Source organism: Sorangium sp. So ce1014 (genome assembly GCF_051521505.1).
GTDB lineage: Bacteria > Myxococcota_A > Polyangia > Polyangiales > Polyangiaceae > Sorangium.
This window is the reverse complement of the sequence record NZ_CP150356.1, coordinates 12,229,586-12,246,548: the sequence shown is the minus strand read 5'-3', so window position 1 is coordinate 12,246,548 and position 16,963 is coordinate 12,229,586. Positions and strand designations below refer to the sequence as shown.

At 70.8% G+C, this 16,963-nt stretch carries 10 protein-coding genes; 8 read left to right on the top strand and 2 right to left on the bottom strand.

The features are described 5' to 3' along the window. The first annotated feature begins 223 nt into the window (after window positions 1-223). Window positions 224-1,540 carry a glutamate-1-semialdehyde 2,1-aminomutase gene (gene hemL, locus WME75_RS46100; protein ID WP_437484798.1) on the top strand — a complete coding sequence of 439 codons (1,317 nt, stop codon included), beginning with the start codon at window positions 224-226 and terminating at the stop codon, window positions 1,538-1,540. Window positions 1,541-1,642: 102 nt separating this feature from the next. On the opposite strand, the gene WME75_RS46095 is transcribed toward hemL, so the two are convergent. Beyond that, window positions 1,643-3,319 (bottom strand): FG-GAP repeat domain-containing protein, encoded by a 1,677-nt coding sequence (locus WME75_RS46095; RefSeq protein WP_437484796.1) that lies wholly within the window; start codon window positions 3,317-3,319, stop codon window positions 1,643-1,645. Window positions 3,320-3,627: 308 nt separating this feature from the next. Here WME75_RS46095 and WME75_RS46090 point away from each other — a divergent pair, with 308 nt between their 5' ends. The 3 genes from WME75_RS46090 (at window position 3,628) to WME75_RS46080 (ending at window position 6,194) form a co-directional block, all read left to right on the top strand. Continuing rightward, window positions 3,628-4,230, top strand: a complete 603-nt coding sequence (locus tag WME75_RS46090) for a hypothetical protein (RefSeq protein WP_437484795.1) — start codon at window positions 3,628-3,630, stop codon at window positions 4,228-4,230. A gap of 14 nt (window positions 4,231-4,244) precedes the next feature. Beyond that, complete coding sequence (gene gcvPB / locus WME75_RS46085; RefSeq protein WP_437484793.1) at window positions 4,245-5,738, top strand: aminomethyl-transferring glycine dehydrogenase subunit GcvPB; 1,494 nt, start codon at window positions 4,245-4,247, stop codon at window positions 5,736-5,738. A 147-nt stretch (window positions 5,739-5,885) separates the two neighbouring features. Then, window positions 5,886-6,194 carry a hypothetical protein gene (locus WME75_RS46080; protein WP_437484791.1) on the top strand — a complete coding sequence of 103 codons (309 nt, stop codon included), beginning with the start codon at window positions 5,886-5,888 and terminating at the stop codon, window positions 6,192-6,194. Between the two features lie 6 nt (window positions 6,195-6,200). Here the strand turns inward: WME75_RS46080 and WME75_RS46075 are convergent, their stop codons facing one another. Then, entirely contained in the window at window positions 6,201-10,031 is a 3,831-nt protein-coding gene (locus tag WME75_RS46075; RefSeq protein ID WP_437484790.1) for a serine/threonine-protein kinase, read from the bottom strand. Between the two features lie 405 nt (window positions 10,032-10,436). Between WME75_RS46075 and WME75_RS46070 the strand changes: the two genes are divergently transcribed. The 4 genes from WME75_RS46070 to WME75_RS46055 all read left to right on the top strand — a co-directional run bounded on the left by WME75_RS46070 (window position 10,437) and on the right by WME75_RS46055 (window position 16,881). Further along, window positions 10,437-11,540, top strand: a complete 1,104-nt coding sequence (locus WME75_RS46070) for an ABC transporter ATP-binding protein (protein WP_437495072.1) — start codon at window positions 10,437-10,439, stop codon at window positions 11,538-11,540. Then, window positions 11,533-12,426 (top strand): ABC transporter permease, encoded by an 894-nt coding sequence (locus tag WME75_RS46065; protein WP_437484788.1) that lies wholly within the window; start codon window positions 11,533-11,535, stop codon window positions 12,424-12,426. The genes WME75_RS46070 and WME75_RS46065 overlap by 8 nt, the downstream gene beginning before the upstream one ends. Beyond that, window positions 12,423-13,250 (top strand): ABC transporter permease, encoded by an 828-nt coding sequence (locus WME75_RS46060; protein ID WP_437484786.1) that lies wholly within the window; start codon window positions 12,423-12,425, stop codon window positions 13,248-13,250. Before WME75_RS46065 ends, WME75_RS46060 begins: the two co-directional genes overlap by 4 nt. A 682-nt stretch (window positions 13,251-13,932) precedes the next feature. Continuing rightward, on the top strand, window positions 13,933-16,881 hold the full coding sequence (locus WME75_RS46055) for a TonB-dependent receptor domain-containing protein (protein WP_437484784.1): 2,949 nt from the start codon (window positions 13,933-13,935) through the stop codon (window positions 16,879-16,881). Window positions 16,882-16,963 lie beyond the last annotated feature (82 nt).

Here is a 16,963-nt window from a genome sequence, read left to right as displayed (position 1 = left end):
CCAAGCGCGACCGCGCCGCAAAGGATCGTGTGGATCGAAGGCCGCTCGCCACCACCCCCGTCCGTCGTTCGGGCCCCACCACCTCGACGCCCCGCGTCCGGCAAACCTCGACGCCCCGCGTCCGGCAAACCTCGACGCCCGCGTCCGGCGACCACGACGCCCCGCGCCGGCAGCCTCGTTCCGCGTCGCTCCCCCGCCTTGCCCCTGCTATGGCCGGAGCACGATGACGAACGCGACAAGCGCTCCTCCGCCTGCCCGCGGGGGCCGAGCCCCCGCCTCCAAAGCCCTGTTCGACCGCGCCGCCGCCGTCCTGCCCGGCGGCGTGAACAGCCCGGTGCGGGCCTTCCGCGCCGTCGGCGGCGACCCCGTCTTCATCGCCCGCGCGCAGGGAGCGCGGCTGTTCGACGTCGACGGCGCCGAGTACATCGACTTCGTCGGCTCCTGGGGGCCGGCCATCCTCGGCCACGCGAACCCCGCCGTGGTCGAGGCCGTCCGCGAAGCCGCCCTCGGCGGCCTCTCGTTCGGCGCCCCGACCGAGCTCGAGGTCCGCTTCGCCGAGAAGATCCGCGAGCTCTACCCGAGCATCGACATGCTGCGCTGCGTCTCCAGCGGCACCGAGGCCACGATGAGCGCCATCCGCGTCGCGCGCGGCTTCACCCGCCGCGACGCCATCATCAAGTTCGAGGGCTGTTACCACGGCCACGCCGACCACCTGCTCGTCAAGGCAGGCAGCGGGCTCGCCACCTTCGGCGCGCCCGACTCGGCCGGCGTCCCCGAGAGCGTCGCCCGCGCCACGCTGTCGCTGCCCTACAACGACCCGGCCGCCCTCGAGGCCGCCTTCGCGGCGCGCGGCGGCGAGATCGCCGCGGTCATCCTCGAGCCCGTGGTCGGCAACATGGGCTGCGTCCCGCCGGAGCCGGGCTTCCTCGCCCTCGTGATCGACCTCTGCCGCAAGCACGGCGCGCTCTCGATCTTCGACGAGGTGATGACCGGCTGCCGCGTCGCCCGCGGCGGCGCGCAGGAGCGCTTCGGCCTCCGGCCGGACCTGACGACGCTCGGCAAGATCGTCGGCGGCGGCATGCCCCTCGCGGCCTACGGCGGCCGCGCCGACGTGATGCGCGTCGTCTCGCCGCTCGGCCCCGTGTACCAGGCCGGCACGCTCAGCGGCAACCCGCTCGCGGTCAGCGCGGGGCTCGCGACGCTCGAGCGCCTCACGCCCGACCTCTACGAGCGGCTCGAGCAGCTCGGCGCGTCCCTCGAGCGCGGCCTCAGGGCCGCCGCCGAGGGCGCCGGCGTGACCGCGTGCGTCCAGCGGGTCGGCTCGATGATCACGCTGTTCTTCACGAAGGGCCCGGTCCGCTCCTGGGCCGACGCCGCGACCTCCGACACGAAGCGCTTCAGCGCCTTCCACGCCGGCATGCTCGCGCGCGGCATCTACTGGCCTCCGTCGCAGTACGAGGCGGCCTTCCTGAGCGGCGCGCACACCGAGGAAGACATCGAGCGGACGGTCTCCGCCTGCCGCGAGGCGCTCGCGGCCTGAGGCCGGACCGGCCCACCGGCGAAGGGCCGACCGCCGGAGCGATCGGCCCCTCTCACGAGCGCACGAGCGCGGAGCCTGCCCGCGCAGGCCCCGCGGAGCGCGTCAGTCCGCGGCGCGGACCCAGCCGTTCCTGTAGTAGTTGCCGCGCGCGGTCGGCCAGAGCAGGCAGTTCGTCGCCGACTGCGGCACCGTGTACACGTACGTGTTCGGCTCCGGCTCGCTGCCGATCCACCCGATCTCGCGGAGCGACACGACGATCTCGATCGTGCCGTCGCCGTTCACGTCGGCGAGCGTCGGCACGGGCATCGCGCCGAGCCGCGGCAGCGGGATCTTGTGGAGGACCTTGCCGCCCGCGTTGAGGACGAAGAGGTGGCTCCGGTTCTCCTCGGTCGAGTAGGTGTTGAACACGACCTCCGGGATGCCGTCGCCCGACAGGTCCCCGACCACGACGCCGCCCGTGAGCACCTGCGTGTCGTCCGTGAACTGGACGTCCCAGTACTCCTGCTTGTCGGCGTGGACCGCGTGAATCCGCCCATCCAGGCCCGCGAAGATCATCTCGGGGCCGGGGTGCGTCGCGTCGAGGTCGGCCACCGTCACCTGCTGCGTCGCGGCCACGATGTTGCCGCCGAGATCCTCGCCGCCGGACAGGTAGTCCGGCGCATAGAACGGGCTCTCCCACCCCTCGATGCGGCTCGCGTCGTTGCGGACCACCCAGAGGCCGACGCCCTGGGACTGGTCCGACATGTCGACGTCCTCGGCCGCCGCGAGCATGATGATCTCCGGCGTGCCGTCGCCGTCGACGTCCGCGATCGCAGGGGCCGAGTTCTTGAAATAGGCCTGCAGGTCGCGGCTGTCGCCGAAGCCCTGCTGCGCGAGCTCGAGGTCGTGCATGTACCGCACGCCCGGCGTCTTCGGGCGGCCCTCGAACATGGGATTCGCGTCGAACGCCTCCCCCGTGCCGCGGTAGAACCCGGCATAGGAGTTGTCCATCGGCGCGACGATGTCCTGCGCGCCGTCCCCGTCGAGATCGCCGATGGCCAGGTTCTGGTCGTAGACGCCCACGATCCAGCACTCGGCGTCGTCGCTGCGGCGCGCGTCGCACCCGATCGTACCGCTTTCGATCGGCGGGAAGCCGGCGACCCGCGCCCCGCTCGCGTGGAAGGCCGACAGGACGTCGGGGGACCTGTCGGTGCTCGCGGCCACGACGTCGAGCTGGCCGTCGCCGTCGACGTCGCCGGCGGCGAGGGCGCGGATCTCGTCGTTCCAGGTGACGGGCCAGCCGTCCACCACCTGGCCGCTCGCGTCGAGCATGTAGATCCTCGTGCGCGCCGCGAAGACGATCTCGAGCTGCGCGTCGCCGCGGAAGTCCGCGACGATCGGGCTCGCCCAGATGCGGCCATGCTCCCGCGACTCGTCGAACCGCCACTTCTGCTCGCCGTCGGGGCCCCAGGCGACGACGTTGCCATTGTGCGTCACCAGGATCTCGCTCTCGCCGTCGCCGTCCAGATCGGCGACCGCCGGCGACCCGAGCCACGCGCTCTCGTCGTCGTCGGACAGCTGGAGGAGGAGCTGGGGCTCCGCGACGTCGGCAGCGCCGCTCGCCGCAGGAGCGCACGACGCGGCGGTCGGCAACGGCTTGGAGCCCCCGGGGACCGGGCGAGGGCCGCCCGAGGAGCCGCTGCTGTTGCTACCGCCGCCGTCGTCGTCGTCGTCGGGGAGGGTGCCGTCAAGGTCGCCGAGCCGTCCCTCGCAGGCCGCAAGGGCGAGGAGGCTGGTCAAGAGAGCAATTCTACCGGGAATTACAAAACCTCGGTTGCAGACAAAGGACTTCATCATGCTCGGAAGCTTACCAGCGCTTCGCGGTCCACGAAGAGGCGAAGCGGAAAATTGACGCCGTCGCGGATGCGCTGAACGGTGCGTTACGCTCCTCCTTCAGCGGGGCAGGTAGGCTGCGTGTCGTTCACGTTGCGCACGTAACGCGCGTGACGCGCGTGACGCACGTGACGCGCGTTCGTTCCTCTGCCGCTGCTGCGGGGCACATGGCGGGGGTATGGGTGCGGGTAGGTGCTGTGCTAGGCTCCGCCGCCATGAACGTATCGCGACGGCTTTGGATTGCCGGCGCCGCCTGTGCCCTGCTGCTGGGGACGACGGCGCTGGGCTGCAGCTCGACCCCCCCGCCCAAGACGGCCAAGGTGCAAGCTGGGGACATGCCCGAGGGCGGCGACTGGACGGGCGTCTATTACAGCGAGCTCTACGGTTACCTGCACCTCGTCCAGGACAACGATTCCATGGAGGGCCGCTGGATGCGCCCGGTCAAGGATCGGTGGGGCGAGCTGCACGGGACGGTGACGGGCGATCTCATCAAGTTCACCTGGACCGAGCACGTCATCGGCGCCATCGGGCCGAACTCGACAAAGGAAGGCCGGGGGTACTTCAAGTACACGCGGCCGGAGGGCGAGAACGTCGACGACAAGATCGTGGGCGAGATCGGCCGCAACAAGGATGAGGTCGGCGAGCCGTGGGAAGCCGTCAAGCAGCGCAACATGTTGCCGGACCTGCAGTCGATCGGGGGCACCGGCAGCTCCGACATCGGCGGCGGCGACTGGGACGGCCAGAACCAGGAGTCCGAGGCGCCCGAGCCGCCCGCCTCCCCCCCCGACGAAGCACCTGCCGAGCCCCCCGCCCTCTGACATAACAGCCCCCGATGACCCAACCGCAGCCGCGAGGCATTCAGTTCCGCGAACCCCCCATCTTCGAGCGCGGCACGCCGGGCAGGACCGGCGCGTCGCTGCCGCCGCTCGACGTGCCCGACGTCGATCCCGGCGCTCACTACGGCGCGCTCGCGCGCCAGGAGGCGGCCGGCCTGCCCGAGGTGAGCGAGCCGGAGGCGTTCCGGCACTTCGTCCGGCTCTCGCAGTGGAACTTCTGCATCGACGGGCAGATGTACCCGCTCGGGTCGTGCACGATGAAGTACAACCCGAAGGTCAACGAGTGGGCCGCGCGCATCCCGGGCTTCGCGAAGCTGCACCCGATGACGCCCGACGAGCTCAGCCAGGGGTCGCTCGAGGTGATGTGGCGCCTGCAGGAGGCGCTCTGCGAGATCAGCGGGATGGACGGCTGCTCGCTGCAGCCGTCGGCGGGCGCGCAGGGCGAGCTCGCGGGGCTGATGATGATGCGGGCGTTCCACGAGTCGAAGGGGCGCTCGCCGCGGAAGGTCTTCATCCCGGAGAGCGCCCACGGCACGAACCCGGCGAGCTGCGCGCTCAACGGGCTCGTGGCCGTGCGGATCGAGAAGACCGCCGACGGCATCACCCACCCCGAGCAGGTCCTCGCCGCGATCGAGCGCCACGGGTCGGACGGCGACGTCTGCGGGATGATGATCACGAACCCGAACACCCTCGGGGCGTACGAGACGCACCTGCCCGAGATCATCAAGCTCATCCACGACAAGGGGGGGCTCGTCTACGGCGACGGCGCGAACACGAACGCCATCATGGGGCACGCGCGGCCGGGTGACGTCGGCATGGACGTCATCCACATCAACCTGCACAAGACGTTCACGACCCCGCACGGCGGCGGGGGCCCCGGCGCCGGGCCGGTCTGCTTCAAGAAGCACCTGGAGCCGTTCCAGCCGTCGCCCGTGCTCGTGCGGCGCGGCGACGCGTTCGCGTGGGACCGCGACCGGCCCCAGAGCGTCGGGCGGCTCCGGGCCTTCACCGGCAACTTCGGGATGTTCATCCGGGCGTACGCGTACATCCGGGAGATGGGCGGCGAGGGGCTCACGGCGGCGAGCAGCCTCGCCGTGCTGAACGCGCGCTACCTCTGGGCCAAGCTGAAGGACCACTACAGCGCGCCGGTGCCGCAGCCGTGCATGCACGAGGTGGTGCTCTCGGACAGCCAGATCGAGAAGGAGACCGGGGTCAAGACGCTCGACATCGCGAAGCGGCTGCTCGACTACGGCTTCCACGCGCCCACGGTCTACTTCCCGCTGGTCGTGCCCGGCGCCCTGATGATCGAGCCGACGGAGACGGAGACCCGCGAGACGCTCGACGAGTTCGCCGCCGCGATGCTCAGCATCCTCAAGGAGGCGCAGGAGACGCCGGACGTCGTGAAGCAGGCGCCGCACGGCACGGTGGTCGGCCGCCTCGACGAGGCCCGGGCCGCGCGCCAGCCGCGCCTGCGATGGTCGAGGACGTGATCCTTCCGGCGGAGGCGGCCGTCGCGCGGCCTCCTCTGGCAGGGGGCGCCGGCCGGCGGCGCGCTCCAAATTCGCGAATCTCCGCCGGACGCGTCTACAATGAGCGCCGAGGGCCCGCGGTGAGGTACCTCACGGGATGAGCGACGCGTGTCCGATACCGTTGAGAACGAAGGCGACATCGAGACCATCAGCCAGACCACCCCGGTCTCGGTTGGAGACACCGTGCGCGTCGTGTTCCGCGCCTACGACGAGGCGACCCCCCCGTTCAACATCAAGATCCGCTCCCCCTCGGGGAAGATCATCATCGAGCGCGTGCTGCGCGACCTGCCCACCGGCAAGCCGCAGAGCGCCTCGCCCGTCGAGTTCAGCGCGTCGTCGCCGGGCGAGTACAAGATCGAGATCAAGCAGCTCTACGGAAAGCAGCGGGGCACGGCCATCCTGCGCGTGAAGCCCTGACGGGGGCTAGGTCGAGAAGCCGGGCAGGAGCATGCGGGTGATGCGATCGGGGCTCACGATGCCCTGGTCGTGCATCCAGCCGTTCGCGGTCGCGACGGCGGTGCGGCCCTCGTCGCCCTTGAGCAGCTCGCCGTGGCGGCGGCGCGCGGCCGCGGCGTAGAGGGCCATGCCGGCAGCATCGAAGCCGCGGACGGCCTCGGCGAGCTGATGACCCGCCGCCTCCGCCTGGCCGCGGGCGGCGGCGACCGCGGCGCGCACCGCCGCGGCGAGCGGGTCGGCCCAGGGCATGTGCTCGGCCTCGATCTTGCGGGCGGCGCGCGTCGCCTCCTCGTACAGCGGCTCCGCGTCGGCCGGCGTGACGGCGGCGGCGGCGGCCAGCGCGGCGCAGGCCCTGAGGTGGGTGATGATGATGCGCACGGCCTGGATGCGCAGGGCGAGCGAGCTCTCGATGCCCGACTGCTGCTCGGCGAAGAGGCGGTGCGTGGCCTCGCCGTCGCCCCGGTACAGGCCGATGTGCGCGCGGGCGACGAGGTCGAAGTAGCTCTGCAGCTGGAAACCCGCCTTGGACCAGCTCCGGATCGCGTCCTGCGCCTGGCGCTGCGCGGAGTCGGGGTCGTCGCTCACGAGCCAGTAGGCGTTGCCCTGCGAGGAGCGCAGGCTCGTGGCGAGGTAGCGGTCGCCGCGCTCGTCGGCCGACTGCAGGTACATGGGGACCCGGCGCATGAACTCGCGCGTCTCGCCGCCGTACCAGAGCGCCCAGGCCGAGAACGTGTGCGCCCAGCTCCGCTCCCACGTGACGCCGGTGCAGCGCTCGCGAAAGATGACGTCCGCCCGATCGAGATCGGCCACGCCCTGGTGCCAGCGGCCGAACAGCGTGGCCGTGACGCCGCCGACGAACCCGACGAGGCCGAGCGCATGGGGCCGGCCGATGCGCGCCGCGATCGCGCTCGCCGTCGAGAGCAGGTCGGTCACGCGCGACGCGGAGGGGCCGCCGTCGATCGCGAGGTAGGTCGCCTCGAAGGCGAGGGCGCGCGTCACGCGGTAAGGCTCCCCCGCCTTGAGCGAGAGCAGCAGGTTGCGCGCCTGGAAGTCGGCGCCGCGCGTGGGATCGACGATCGCGAGCCCCATCGCGGCCGACCAGCAGACGTCGATGCGCATGAGATCTTCCGCCGAGACCTCGTCGGCCGGCCGCTCGACGAAGTTCAGCCCGCGCAGGCGCACCTGCGCGCGCCGCAGCATCAGCGACGCGACCGCGAGCTCCGGCGTCTTCGGCACCTGCATGCCCACCGCGCCGAGCACCGAGCGCAGGCCCGCCATGCCGGCGTCGACGTAGCCGGCGCGGAGCAGGTTCTCGGCCGCCCGGCGCCCGAGATCGACCGCCTCGGCCTCCGGGGCGCCGTCGCTCGCGGCCATGTAGGCCTCCGCGGCCTTGGCGCCGCGGCCGGCGCTGCTCAGCGCGTCGCCGAGCTTGGCGAGCACGACCCGCCGCTCCGCCCCGCCGGGCAGGTGCAGATCGATCGCCATGCGGTAGAGGCGCGCCGCGTGGTCGAACGCGAACGCGGCCTCGGCCTGCTCGCCGGCGCGCACCGCGTAGCCGGCCGCGCGCTCGGCGTCCCCGGCGGCGCGCCAGTGCTCGGCCAGCGCCTCGAGCTCCGCGCGCCCCGAGGCCTCCAGCGCCAGCGCGAGCCGGCCGTGCCAGCTGCGCGACGTCTGCTCGTCGAGCCGGCTCGCCACGGTCTCCCGGATGCGGTTGTGGAACGGCTCGGCGAACTCGTCCTGCCCCGAGCCGCCGGTGCGCACGAGGTTCGCCGCGCGCAGGGCCGAGAGCACCCGCGTGAGCTCCACGAAGTCCGCCGCCATGGCGTGCGCGGCCACCGACGTCAGCACCGGCACGCCGGCGCAGACGACGAGCTCGAGCAGCTGGCGCGCCCGCGGATCCAGCCGGCTGATCCGCGCCCAGAGGACGTCGTCGAGGCGCACCGGGCTGCCGTCGTTGTCCTGGGCCAGCCGGTGGCGCAGGAGGGCGTCGATGAACAGCGGGTGGCCGCCGGCCTCCTGCGCGATCGCCTCGATGCTGAGCGGCCGGCCGAGCGGCGCGCCCCGGAGCAGCAGCACGCAGAGCTCCTGCGCCTCCGCGAGCGACAGGCGATGGAGGATGATGTGCCCGAGCGAGTCGACCGGCACCCCGAGCTGCCGCGAGACCGGCGGCGCCGTCTCCGATGCGGTCCGCACCGCCGCGACGAGCATCATCGCCCGCGGGCGCGAGGGATCGACGGGCGCGCCCGCGGGCACGGGGCCGTCGAGGCCGGCGAACGAGCCGGGCCGGCTCGCGGCGCTGAGGTCGGCCTCGGTCCACGGGCGCATCACCTCCGAGAGCAGCGCGACGCTGTCGGCGTCGGCCCACTGGAGGTCGTCGATCGCGAGCACGAGCGGGCGCTCGGCCGCGAGCCGGCCGAGCAGCTCCCGCAGGGCGGTGAAGACGAGGGCGCGGATCTCGGGCGGGTCGATCGCCTTGCGCCGCGCGCGCGCCTCGGTGATGGCGGGGACCGTCCGGAGCACAGGGAACACGGTGCCGAGCAGGCCGGCGTTGGGCGGCAGGAGCGCCCTCATCTCCTCGGGAGGGCGGCGCGCGAGGTGCCGGCTCAGCGCGTCGATGAGCTCGTCCACCGCCTTGTAGGGGACCGCCTCGCGCTCGTAGCAGCGCCCGGCGAGGACGAGCGCCTCCTTGTCGATGCGCTCCAGGAACGTGCGCAGGAGCGCGCTCTTGCCGACGCCCGACTCGCCCTCGATGAACCGCGTTATCCCGCGCCCCATCCTCGCCTCGGCGAACGCGCCCTCGAGCGCGGCGAGCTCGCTGTGCCGGCCGACGAAGCCGATGCGCTGCGAGAGGACGGGCGGCTCCTCGATGAGCTCCTGCACGCGCAGCCGCCGCAGCACGTCGCGCGCGGTCGGGCGGGCGGCCGGGTCGATGCGGAGCATGTCCACGCAGAGCTCGTCGATGTCGGGCGGCATGTCCTCGACGAGCCGGCTCGGCGGCGGCGGCTCGGCCCGCCGCATCATGTCCATCGTCGCCTTGGGCGCGGTCTGGAACGGATAAACGCCCGTCAGCGCGAGGTAGAGCATCACCCCCAGGCTGTAGATATCCGCCTCGGGCCCGGCCGACTTCCCCTCGGCCTGCTCGGGCGCCATGTAGTGGAGCGTCCCGACGACGGCGTGCTCGCGCCCCGGGCCGCTCGCGTCGGCGACGAAGCCGAAGTCGAGGACGACCACCCGCTCTTCGGCGGTGACGAGCACGTTGGAAGGCTTGATGTCGCGGTGGACCTTGTAGGCCGCGTGCACCGCCGCGAGCCCCTGGGCGAGCTGCGCCAGCGCCGAGCGGAGGCGGGCCTCGTGGAAGGGGCGCTTGATCCGGGGCTGCGGCTCGGACGCGGGGCCCTGCGAATGCCAGAGGGGGATCGACGGCAGGGTGGAGCGCCGCCCGCCGCTCGCGGGCTCGCCCCTCGGTCCGGCGTCGCCCTCCTCGTGGAGCCGCACGTGCACCACGAAGTCCACGCCGCGGATGAGCTCCATCGTGAAGAAGAGCTGCCCCTCTTCCTCGTGGAGCTCGCCGAGGCTGACCAGGTTCTGGTGCTGGATGTCCTGCAGCGAACGGAACTCGTTCTTGAACCGGAGGCGCGCATCGGCGCTCAGATTCCGGAGGATCTTGAGGGCGACGCGCCCCTTTCGCTCGCGGTCGAAGGCCTCGTAGACAACCCCCATCCCGCCGACACCGACGACGCGAACGACCTGGAAGCGACGCGTGCCTCCGAACTCAGGTCTCGCGCTCCTCAGGCCCATGCGTGGACCAAGAAATCACCGGCGCCGAGCGGTGGCAAGCAGCGCGTGGAAGACGCGTGGCAGGCGCGCGGAAGCCGCGTGGAAGGCGCCTGGGAAGCGCGCGGGGGAAGCGCGGGGTGCGCGGGGGGTGCGCGGCGTGCGTCGGCGGCGCGCGCGGCCTGCGTGGCGCGTGCGTCACGCCGCGAGCCGGATCGGCAGAAAGCTGGCATGCCCAAGGGAAGGGCGGTAGCGTACCCGGCCTGCGAGCGAAAAGAACCCGGTCCGACGCGCGCCGCTCAGCCGGTCAACCCGGCGCGCACCCAGTTGACAACGGGAGAGCATCATGGTCTGCGTAGTACGCTCCGAGGCATCGGAAGCGGTTCCGAGAGCGCCACGCGCAAAGGGTTTGCTGGGGTGATCCAGAGGTTGAGAGACTTCTTCTCGTCGTCGGCGCGGCGCATCACGAGGCCCCCGACCGAGAGCGAGGCCGCGCGGAACCCGGGATGCAGCCTCGTTGTTGAGAATGTCAGCAAGAGCTTCGGGAAGACACAGATACTGAACGACGTGTCGTTCACGGCGGAGGCCGGCGAGTTCGTCACGCTCCTCGGGCCATCCGGCTGCGGAAAGACGACGCTGCTCCGCATCATCGCGGGGCTCGATCGCTCCGATCGGGGGCGCATCCTCCTCGCGGGCAGGGCGGTTGACCACCTGCCGGCGAACCGCAGGCCGGTGAACACGGTGTTCCAGAACTATGCCCTGTTCCCGCATCTCACCGTGTTCGAGAACGTGGCGTTCGGCCTGAGGTCGCGCAGCATCCCTGACCCGGAGGTGCGCGATCGCGTGCGCTCGAGCCTCTCGATGCTCAAGCTCGATGATCTCGCGGAGAGATATCCGCACCAGATCTCGGGCGGTCAGAAGCAGCGAGTCGCGCTCGCGCGCGCGGTCGTCAACGAGCCTGAGGTGCTGCTGCTCGACGAGCCGATGTCGGCCCTCGACGCGAAGCTGCGCGCCGAGGTCCAGCTCGACCTGCGCCGCCTCCAGCGCGCGCTCGGCAAGACGTTCGTGCTCGTCACTCACGATCAGGACGAGGCGATGACCGTCTCGGACCGGATCGTGCTGATGAACAAGGGCCGCATCGAGCAGCAGGGCGTGACGGCCGAGGTGTACGAGCGGCCGCAGAGCCGCTTCGCCGCCGAGTTCTTCGGCGCGGCCAACCTCATCTCGGCGCAGCGCGTCGGCGCCACGCTCGTCTTCACGACGGTGGGCGCGCTGAGGGTCCAGACCACGCCACAGTGGGAGTTCGGCACGCTCGCGATCCACCCCGAGTGGATCGAGCTGTGCGAGAACGAGCCGCCGGAGAACGGCGTGCGCGGCGTCGTGCGCGAGAGCTTCTACCGCGGCGATCACGTGGAGCTCATCATCGAGCCCGGGCCGCTGCGCGTGCAGCTCAGCCCCCGCTCGCGCCTCAAGCCCGGCTCGTCCGTCTGGCTCGCGCTGCCCGCCGAGCGGCTCGAGGTGCTCAGTGACTGAGCCGACGGTCTGGTATGGCCAGCTGACGACGCGGCGCAGGCTCCTCGCGCGGGGCTTCCTGTTCATCGCGGGCGGCATCTCCTGGCTGTCCGTGTTCCTCCTCTTGCCGAGCCTCGCGCTCTTCGTCGTGTCGTTCATGAAGCGCGACGCGGACGGCGTCCTGATCTGGGAGCTGACGCTCGAGTCGTTCGCGCGCATCTTCGGCTCCGCGTCGGGCGAGAACGCGCGCATCCTCATCCGGAGCATCGTCCTCGCGCTGATCGCCACGAGCGCCTCCGTGACGCTCGCGTATCCGATGGGCTTCTTCATCGCTCGCGGCTCGCGGCGCCGGCGGTTCTTCTGGCTGGCGCTCGTCATCGTCCCGCTCTGCACGAACCTCGTCATCCGCACGTTCAGCTGGAAGCTCCTCCTGTCGGCGCAGCTGATGCCCGCCAAGCTCGCCGCCTGGCTCGGCTGGATCGACCCCGGCCGCGACATCTACCCCAGCTGGACCGCGGTCGCGCTCGGCCTCGTCGCGGCCTCGCTCCCGTTCGCGGTGGTCCCCCTCTACACGAGCATCGACCGCCTCGACTGGTCGCTCGTCGAGGCGGCGCAGGACCTCTACGCCTCGCGGCTCCGCGTCTTCTTCGCCGCGATCTTGCCCCAGACCCTGCCCGGCCTCAGCGTCGCCGTGATCCTGACGTTCGTCCCTGCGATGAGCGTCTTCGTGGTGAGCGACATGCTCGGCGGCGCGAAGCACTGGCTGATAGGCAACCTGATCCAGCACCAGTTCGGCCCGGGCCGGAACATCCCCTATGGCGCGGCGCTGAGCCTCCTGCTCATCCTCCTGACCCTGGGCGGCGTCTCGCTATACCGTCGAAATGGGCGCTCCGTGGAGATCCTGTGAGCAGCGGCCGCGGCCCCTGGCGCGCGCTGACGACCGTCGCCGCCTTCCTCGGCTTCGGGCTCCTCTACGTGCCGCTGCTCGCGGTCGCCATGTACTCGTTCAACGCCGCGGAGCGGGGCCTGGTCTGGACGGGCTTCTCGGTGCGCTGGTACATCGAGCTCTTCGCCGATCCCGAGACGAGCCGGCGCGCCAGGGAGATCCGCGAGGTGGCCGTGAACACCTTGCTGCTCGGCGGCGCCTCGACGGTCATCTCGACGGTCCTCGGGACGCTGCTCGCGCTCGGGATGCGCTTTCCGTGGACGAGCTCCGTGAGCCGCCTGCTCGAGTCGATCGTGGACATCCCGGCGGTCGCTCCGGACATCACGTTCGCGGCGGTGCTGGTCATGGCGTTCAACCTGCTCCGCCGGGTGGTGGACTGGTTCGACCTCGGCATGACGACGATGATCATCGGCCACGTGACGTTCGAGATCGCGTTCGTCACGCTCATCGTCCGCAGCCGCCTCATCTCCATCGGACCGACGCTGAGCGAGGCCGCGACGGATCTCTACGCCTCGTCCTGGATCCACTTCCGCAGGGTCACGCTCCCGCTCCTGTGGCCGGCCATCGTGGGGGGCGCGATGCTCGCGTTCACGATGTCGCTCAACGACTTCGTGATCAGCTTTTTCACGTCCGGCCCGCGCTCGGTCACGCTCCCGCTCTTCGTCTATCACTCTCAGGTGCGAGGGATGCGGACGGACCTGTTCGCGATCTCAACGCTCCTCGTGTTCGGGGTGATCCTGTTCATCATGATGCTGGAGCGGATGACCCGCTGGCGGCACGATTGAGCTGTCGCCTCCGCTCCACGGCCGAGCTCGTGATCGAGCCGCGCCGCCGCTGAGGGGCCCGCGCCGCTCCCCCGGGCGGCGGCGCCTCCGCGCGGCGCCTCATCACGAACGCTTATGCATGTGGCGGCGGCGCGTGCAGCGCGCTGCGACCCGGCCTGGGCGATGGGGCGGCGCGCGAGCGAGCCCGACCTCGGGCGCTTGCCTTCCGGCGCTCGGATGCGCGAACATCCACGACGAGATCCCCACGCGCGCCGCGCTCCGTGCGCGCCGCGCCGCCGGGTCTTGCTCACGCTATCAGGCCCGCCGCGCAGAAGCGCCTACACAGCGACGTCCACGTGGAGGAGGAGGCATCGACCGCTCGTGCGAACAGGTTGGATCGGCCCACGGCTTACGGTAAGCTGACCCGGCAATGCGGCTATTCGTCCCAAGCTCGCCGTGTCTCAGCGTCACTGCTGGACCCGGCGGACGGCGCCTTCCGCTCCACACTACGACCGCTGGGAATCGAGATCGAAAGATGAGCTTTCGTCGTTCCGCACTCCTACTCATACTCGTTTCACTCCTCACATTCTCCGGTCGGCCTGCCTGGGCGGACGATCTGGCCGATGAGGCCGATCTACACTTCAGGATCGCCACGGAGCGTTATTCAGCACGCGATTACCGGGGCGCCCTGGAGCACTTCCTGGTGTCGAACCGTCTCGTGCCAAACCGCAACGTCATCTTCAACATCGCTCGAACGTACGAGGCGCTCCAGGAGTACCCGGACGCGTTCCGCTACTACGTTCAGGCGCTCGATCTCGAGCCAAACGCTGCGCGCAGGCCCGCGATCGAGGAGGCGCTCGCGCGCATCCGGCCAAACGTCTCTGTCATCAACGTGACGTCGGACCCGCCCGGAGCGACGGTGTACATCAACCGCCGCGATCTCGGCGGGCGCGGCAACACGCCCCGCCTGCTCGGCTTCCAGCCCGGCAAGCACAAGATCATCGTCGACCTCGAGGGATACGAGCCGGCGGAGGTCGAGAACGTCGAGGCGAAGGTCGGCGAGCAGACGAACGTCGCGATCAAGCTGAAGCGCATCGTCGGCACGGTGCGCGTGGTCGGCGAGACGGCGGGCACGACGGTGCGCGTCAACGACGCGAGCGGTCCGGCGGCGTGCACCGCGCCGTGCGATCTCACGCTGCCGCCCGGCCGGCACCGCCTGTACCTCTCGCAGGAGGGGTATCAGCCGTCGGAGCAGGACGTGAACGTCGGGGCCGCCAGCACGGTGACCGCGCGCTACCGTCTCAACCCGCTCACCGGCAGCCTGGTGGTCAACGCGGACGAGCGCGACGCGCTCGTCGAGGTCGACGGCAAGCCGATGGGCTTCACGCCGGCGGTGCTCAACGTGCAGAGCGGCCAGCGCCGGGTGCGCGTCTCGCTGCGCGGGTTCCGCCCTGTGGAGCAGGTCGCGAACGTCGTGGCGAGCCAGCAGACGCGCATCGACATCTCGCTCCGCCAGCTCGAGGAGGTCGAGGCGGCGTCTCGTTCGGCGGAGGCCGTCGAGGACGCGCCGGGCTCGGTCACCATCATCCCCGGGTCGGAGCTGCGCGCGATGGGTTATCCCACCGTCGCGGAGGCGCTGAGGGGCGTGCGCGGCGTCTACACGACGTACGACGGCGCGTACACCTTCGCGGGCGTCCGCGGGATCAACCTGCCGGGCGACTTCGGCAACCGCATGCTGACCCTGCTCAACGGTCACTCGATGAACGACAGCTGGGTCAACCTGTCGTACTTCGATTACCTGGCCCGGACGGACCTCGAGGACGTGGAGCGGATCGAGATCGTGCGAGGTCCCGGCTCGGTTCTCTACGGTACGGGCGCGTTCTCCGGCGTCGTCAACATCGTGACCAAGGGCCGCCCGACGGCGACCAGCGTCGGCTTCGGCGTGGGCACGGCGGACAACTCGCTGATCCGCGGGCGCGCGTCGTTCCAGCTGCCGCTCGGCCGCGACTCCGGCGTCTGGATGTCGGTCGGCGCCGCGCGCAGCCTCGGGCGGGACTACTACTTCGCAGACCACGTGGGAGACCCCACGTCCTCCGAGCCGATCGAGTACGGTACAGCGACCGACGGAGAAGGGAACCCAGTCGCCGTTCCGATCAACCCGGACCGCCACGTATTCGACGGGCACTCCCGGGGCAACGACAGGTTCACCGTGGGGACGGTCCAGGGCCGGCTCTGGCTGAAGTCGTTCTCGGCGCAGTGGTACCTGAACTCCCGCGACAAGACGCTCCCCAACGGCGTCGCGAAGACCCAGCTGGGCGTCGACGACACCTACTACCGGGACACCCGGGGGTTCGTCGAGCTCTCGCTCTCGCCCCGCTTCGGGGACAAGCTCGCGACGCTGACGCGCGCGAGCATCAACATGTACACCTTCCGCGACCAGCTCTGGTTCTATGCGCCGGCCACGGTTCCTGGCGGGGGATTGCATAGTCTCTCCGACCAGGAGGAGTTCGACGATATCTGGCTGCTCGCGGAGCAACGCGTCGAGTTCAGCCCGATCCCGCAGCTGAAGATCACGGCGGGCGCCGAGGCGCAGCTGCACTTCATGGCCGCGCAACGTGGCAAGGAGATCTCCTGCACCGCCGTCGGGACTTGCGACACCTTCATCTACCTGCCCTTGCCCAAGACCGAGGCTGACGCGGTGGCGCTGGACCGGGTCGACAAGCATCCTTACCGCATCTTCGCGGCGTACGCGCTCGTCGACATCACCCCGTCGGAGCGACTCCGCATCTCGGCGGGTTCGCGCTTCGACTACTACTCGACGCTGGACGACGCGACGCCCGTCCCGAGCCCCAGGATCGCGCTCATCGTCAAGCCGTACGAGCAAGGCAACCTGAAGATCACCGGCGGCCGCGCGTTCCGCGCGCCCTCCATCCAGGAGCTGTTCTACGGCTACGCCGCCGGGATACCGGGAACCCTCGACTATGTGGAGCTGTACAAGCCCTCGCCCGGCCTCGAGCCCGAGACGGTCTGGTCGGGCGAGATCGAGTTCACGCACCGGCTCTCGTCCACGGTCTCGGTGCTCGGCGCCGGGTACGTGAACCACCTCAGCAACCTCATCTTCCAGCAGGGGAGCCAGACGGAAGACGACAAGACGCGCTACGAGAACACCAACGTTCCGATCTTGGTGGTCGGCGGCGAGGCCGAGCTTCGCCGCGAGTGGCGCCAGGGGTGGATGGCCTCGGCCTCGTACTCGTACGCGAAGGCGCAGTACCTGGAGGACAGCGGCGTGGACAATCTGCGCCAGGTCCCGAACTCGCCGGAGCACATGGCGTCGTTCCGCGGCGCGGTCCCGCTCTTCGGCAAGGCGCTCGGCCTGGCATCGCGCTTGACGATCGAGGCACCCCGGTACGACCGCAACGTGAAGGAGGGGCGGCTCGAGGACGGCGTGCCTGAGCAGACCCAGACCGAGCCGGCCGTGATCTGGGACATCGTCCTCTCCGGGCAGGTGGATGTCGGCGGGCTCCGGTACAACGTCGGCGTCTACAACGTCGGCGACTGGCGCTACACGGCGCCCACCGCCGCGCAGTACACCATCGCCAAGTTCCCGCAGAACGGCCGCACGTTCCTCGCCTCGCTCAACATGAGCCTCTGAGAACCGCGGGCGCTGGTCTCGCCAGCAGCCTGCATCGCGAAGCGCCCCTCCCCTTCCAGCGGAGGGGCGCTGTCTTTTTGTC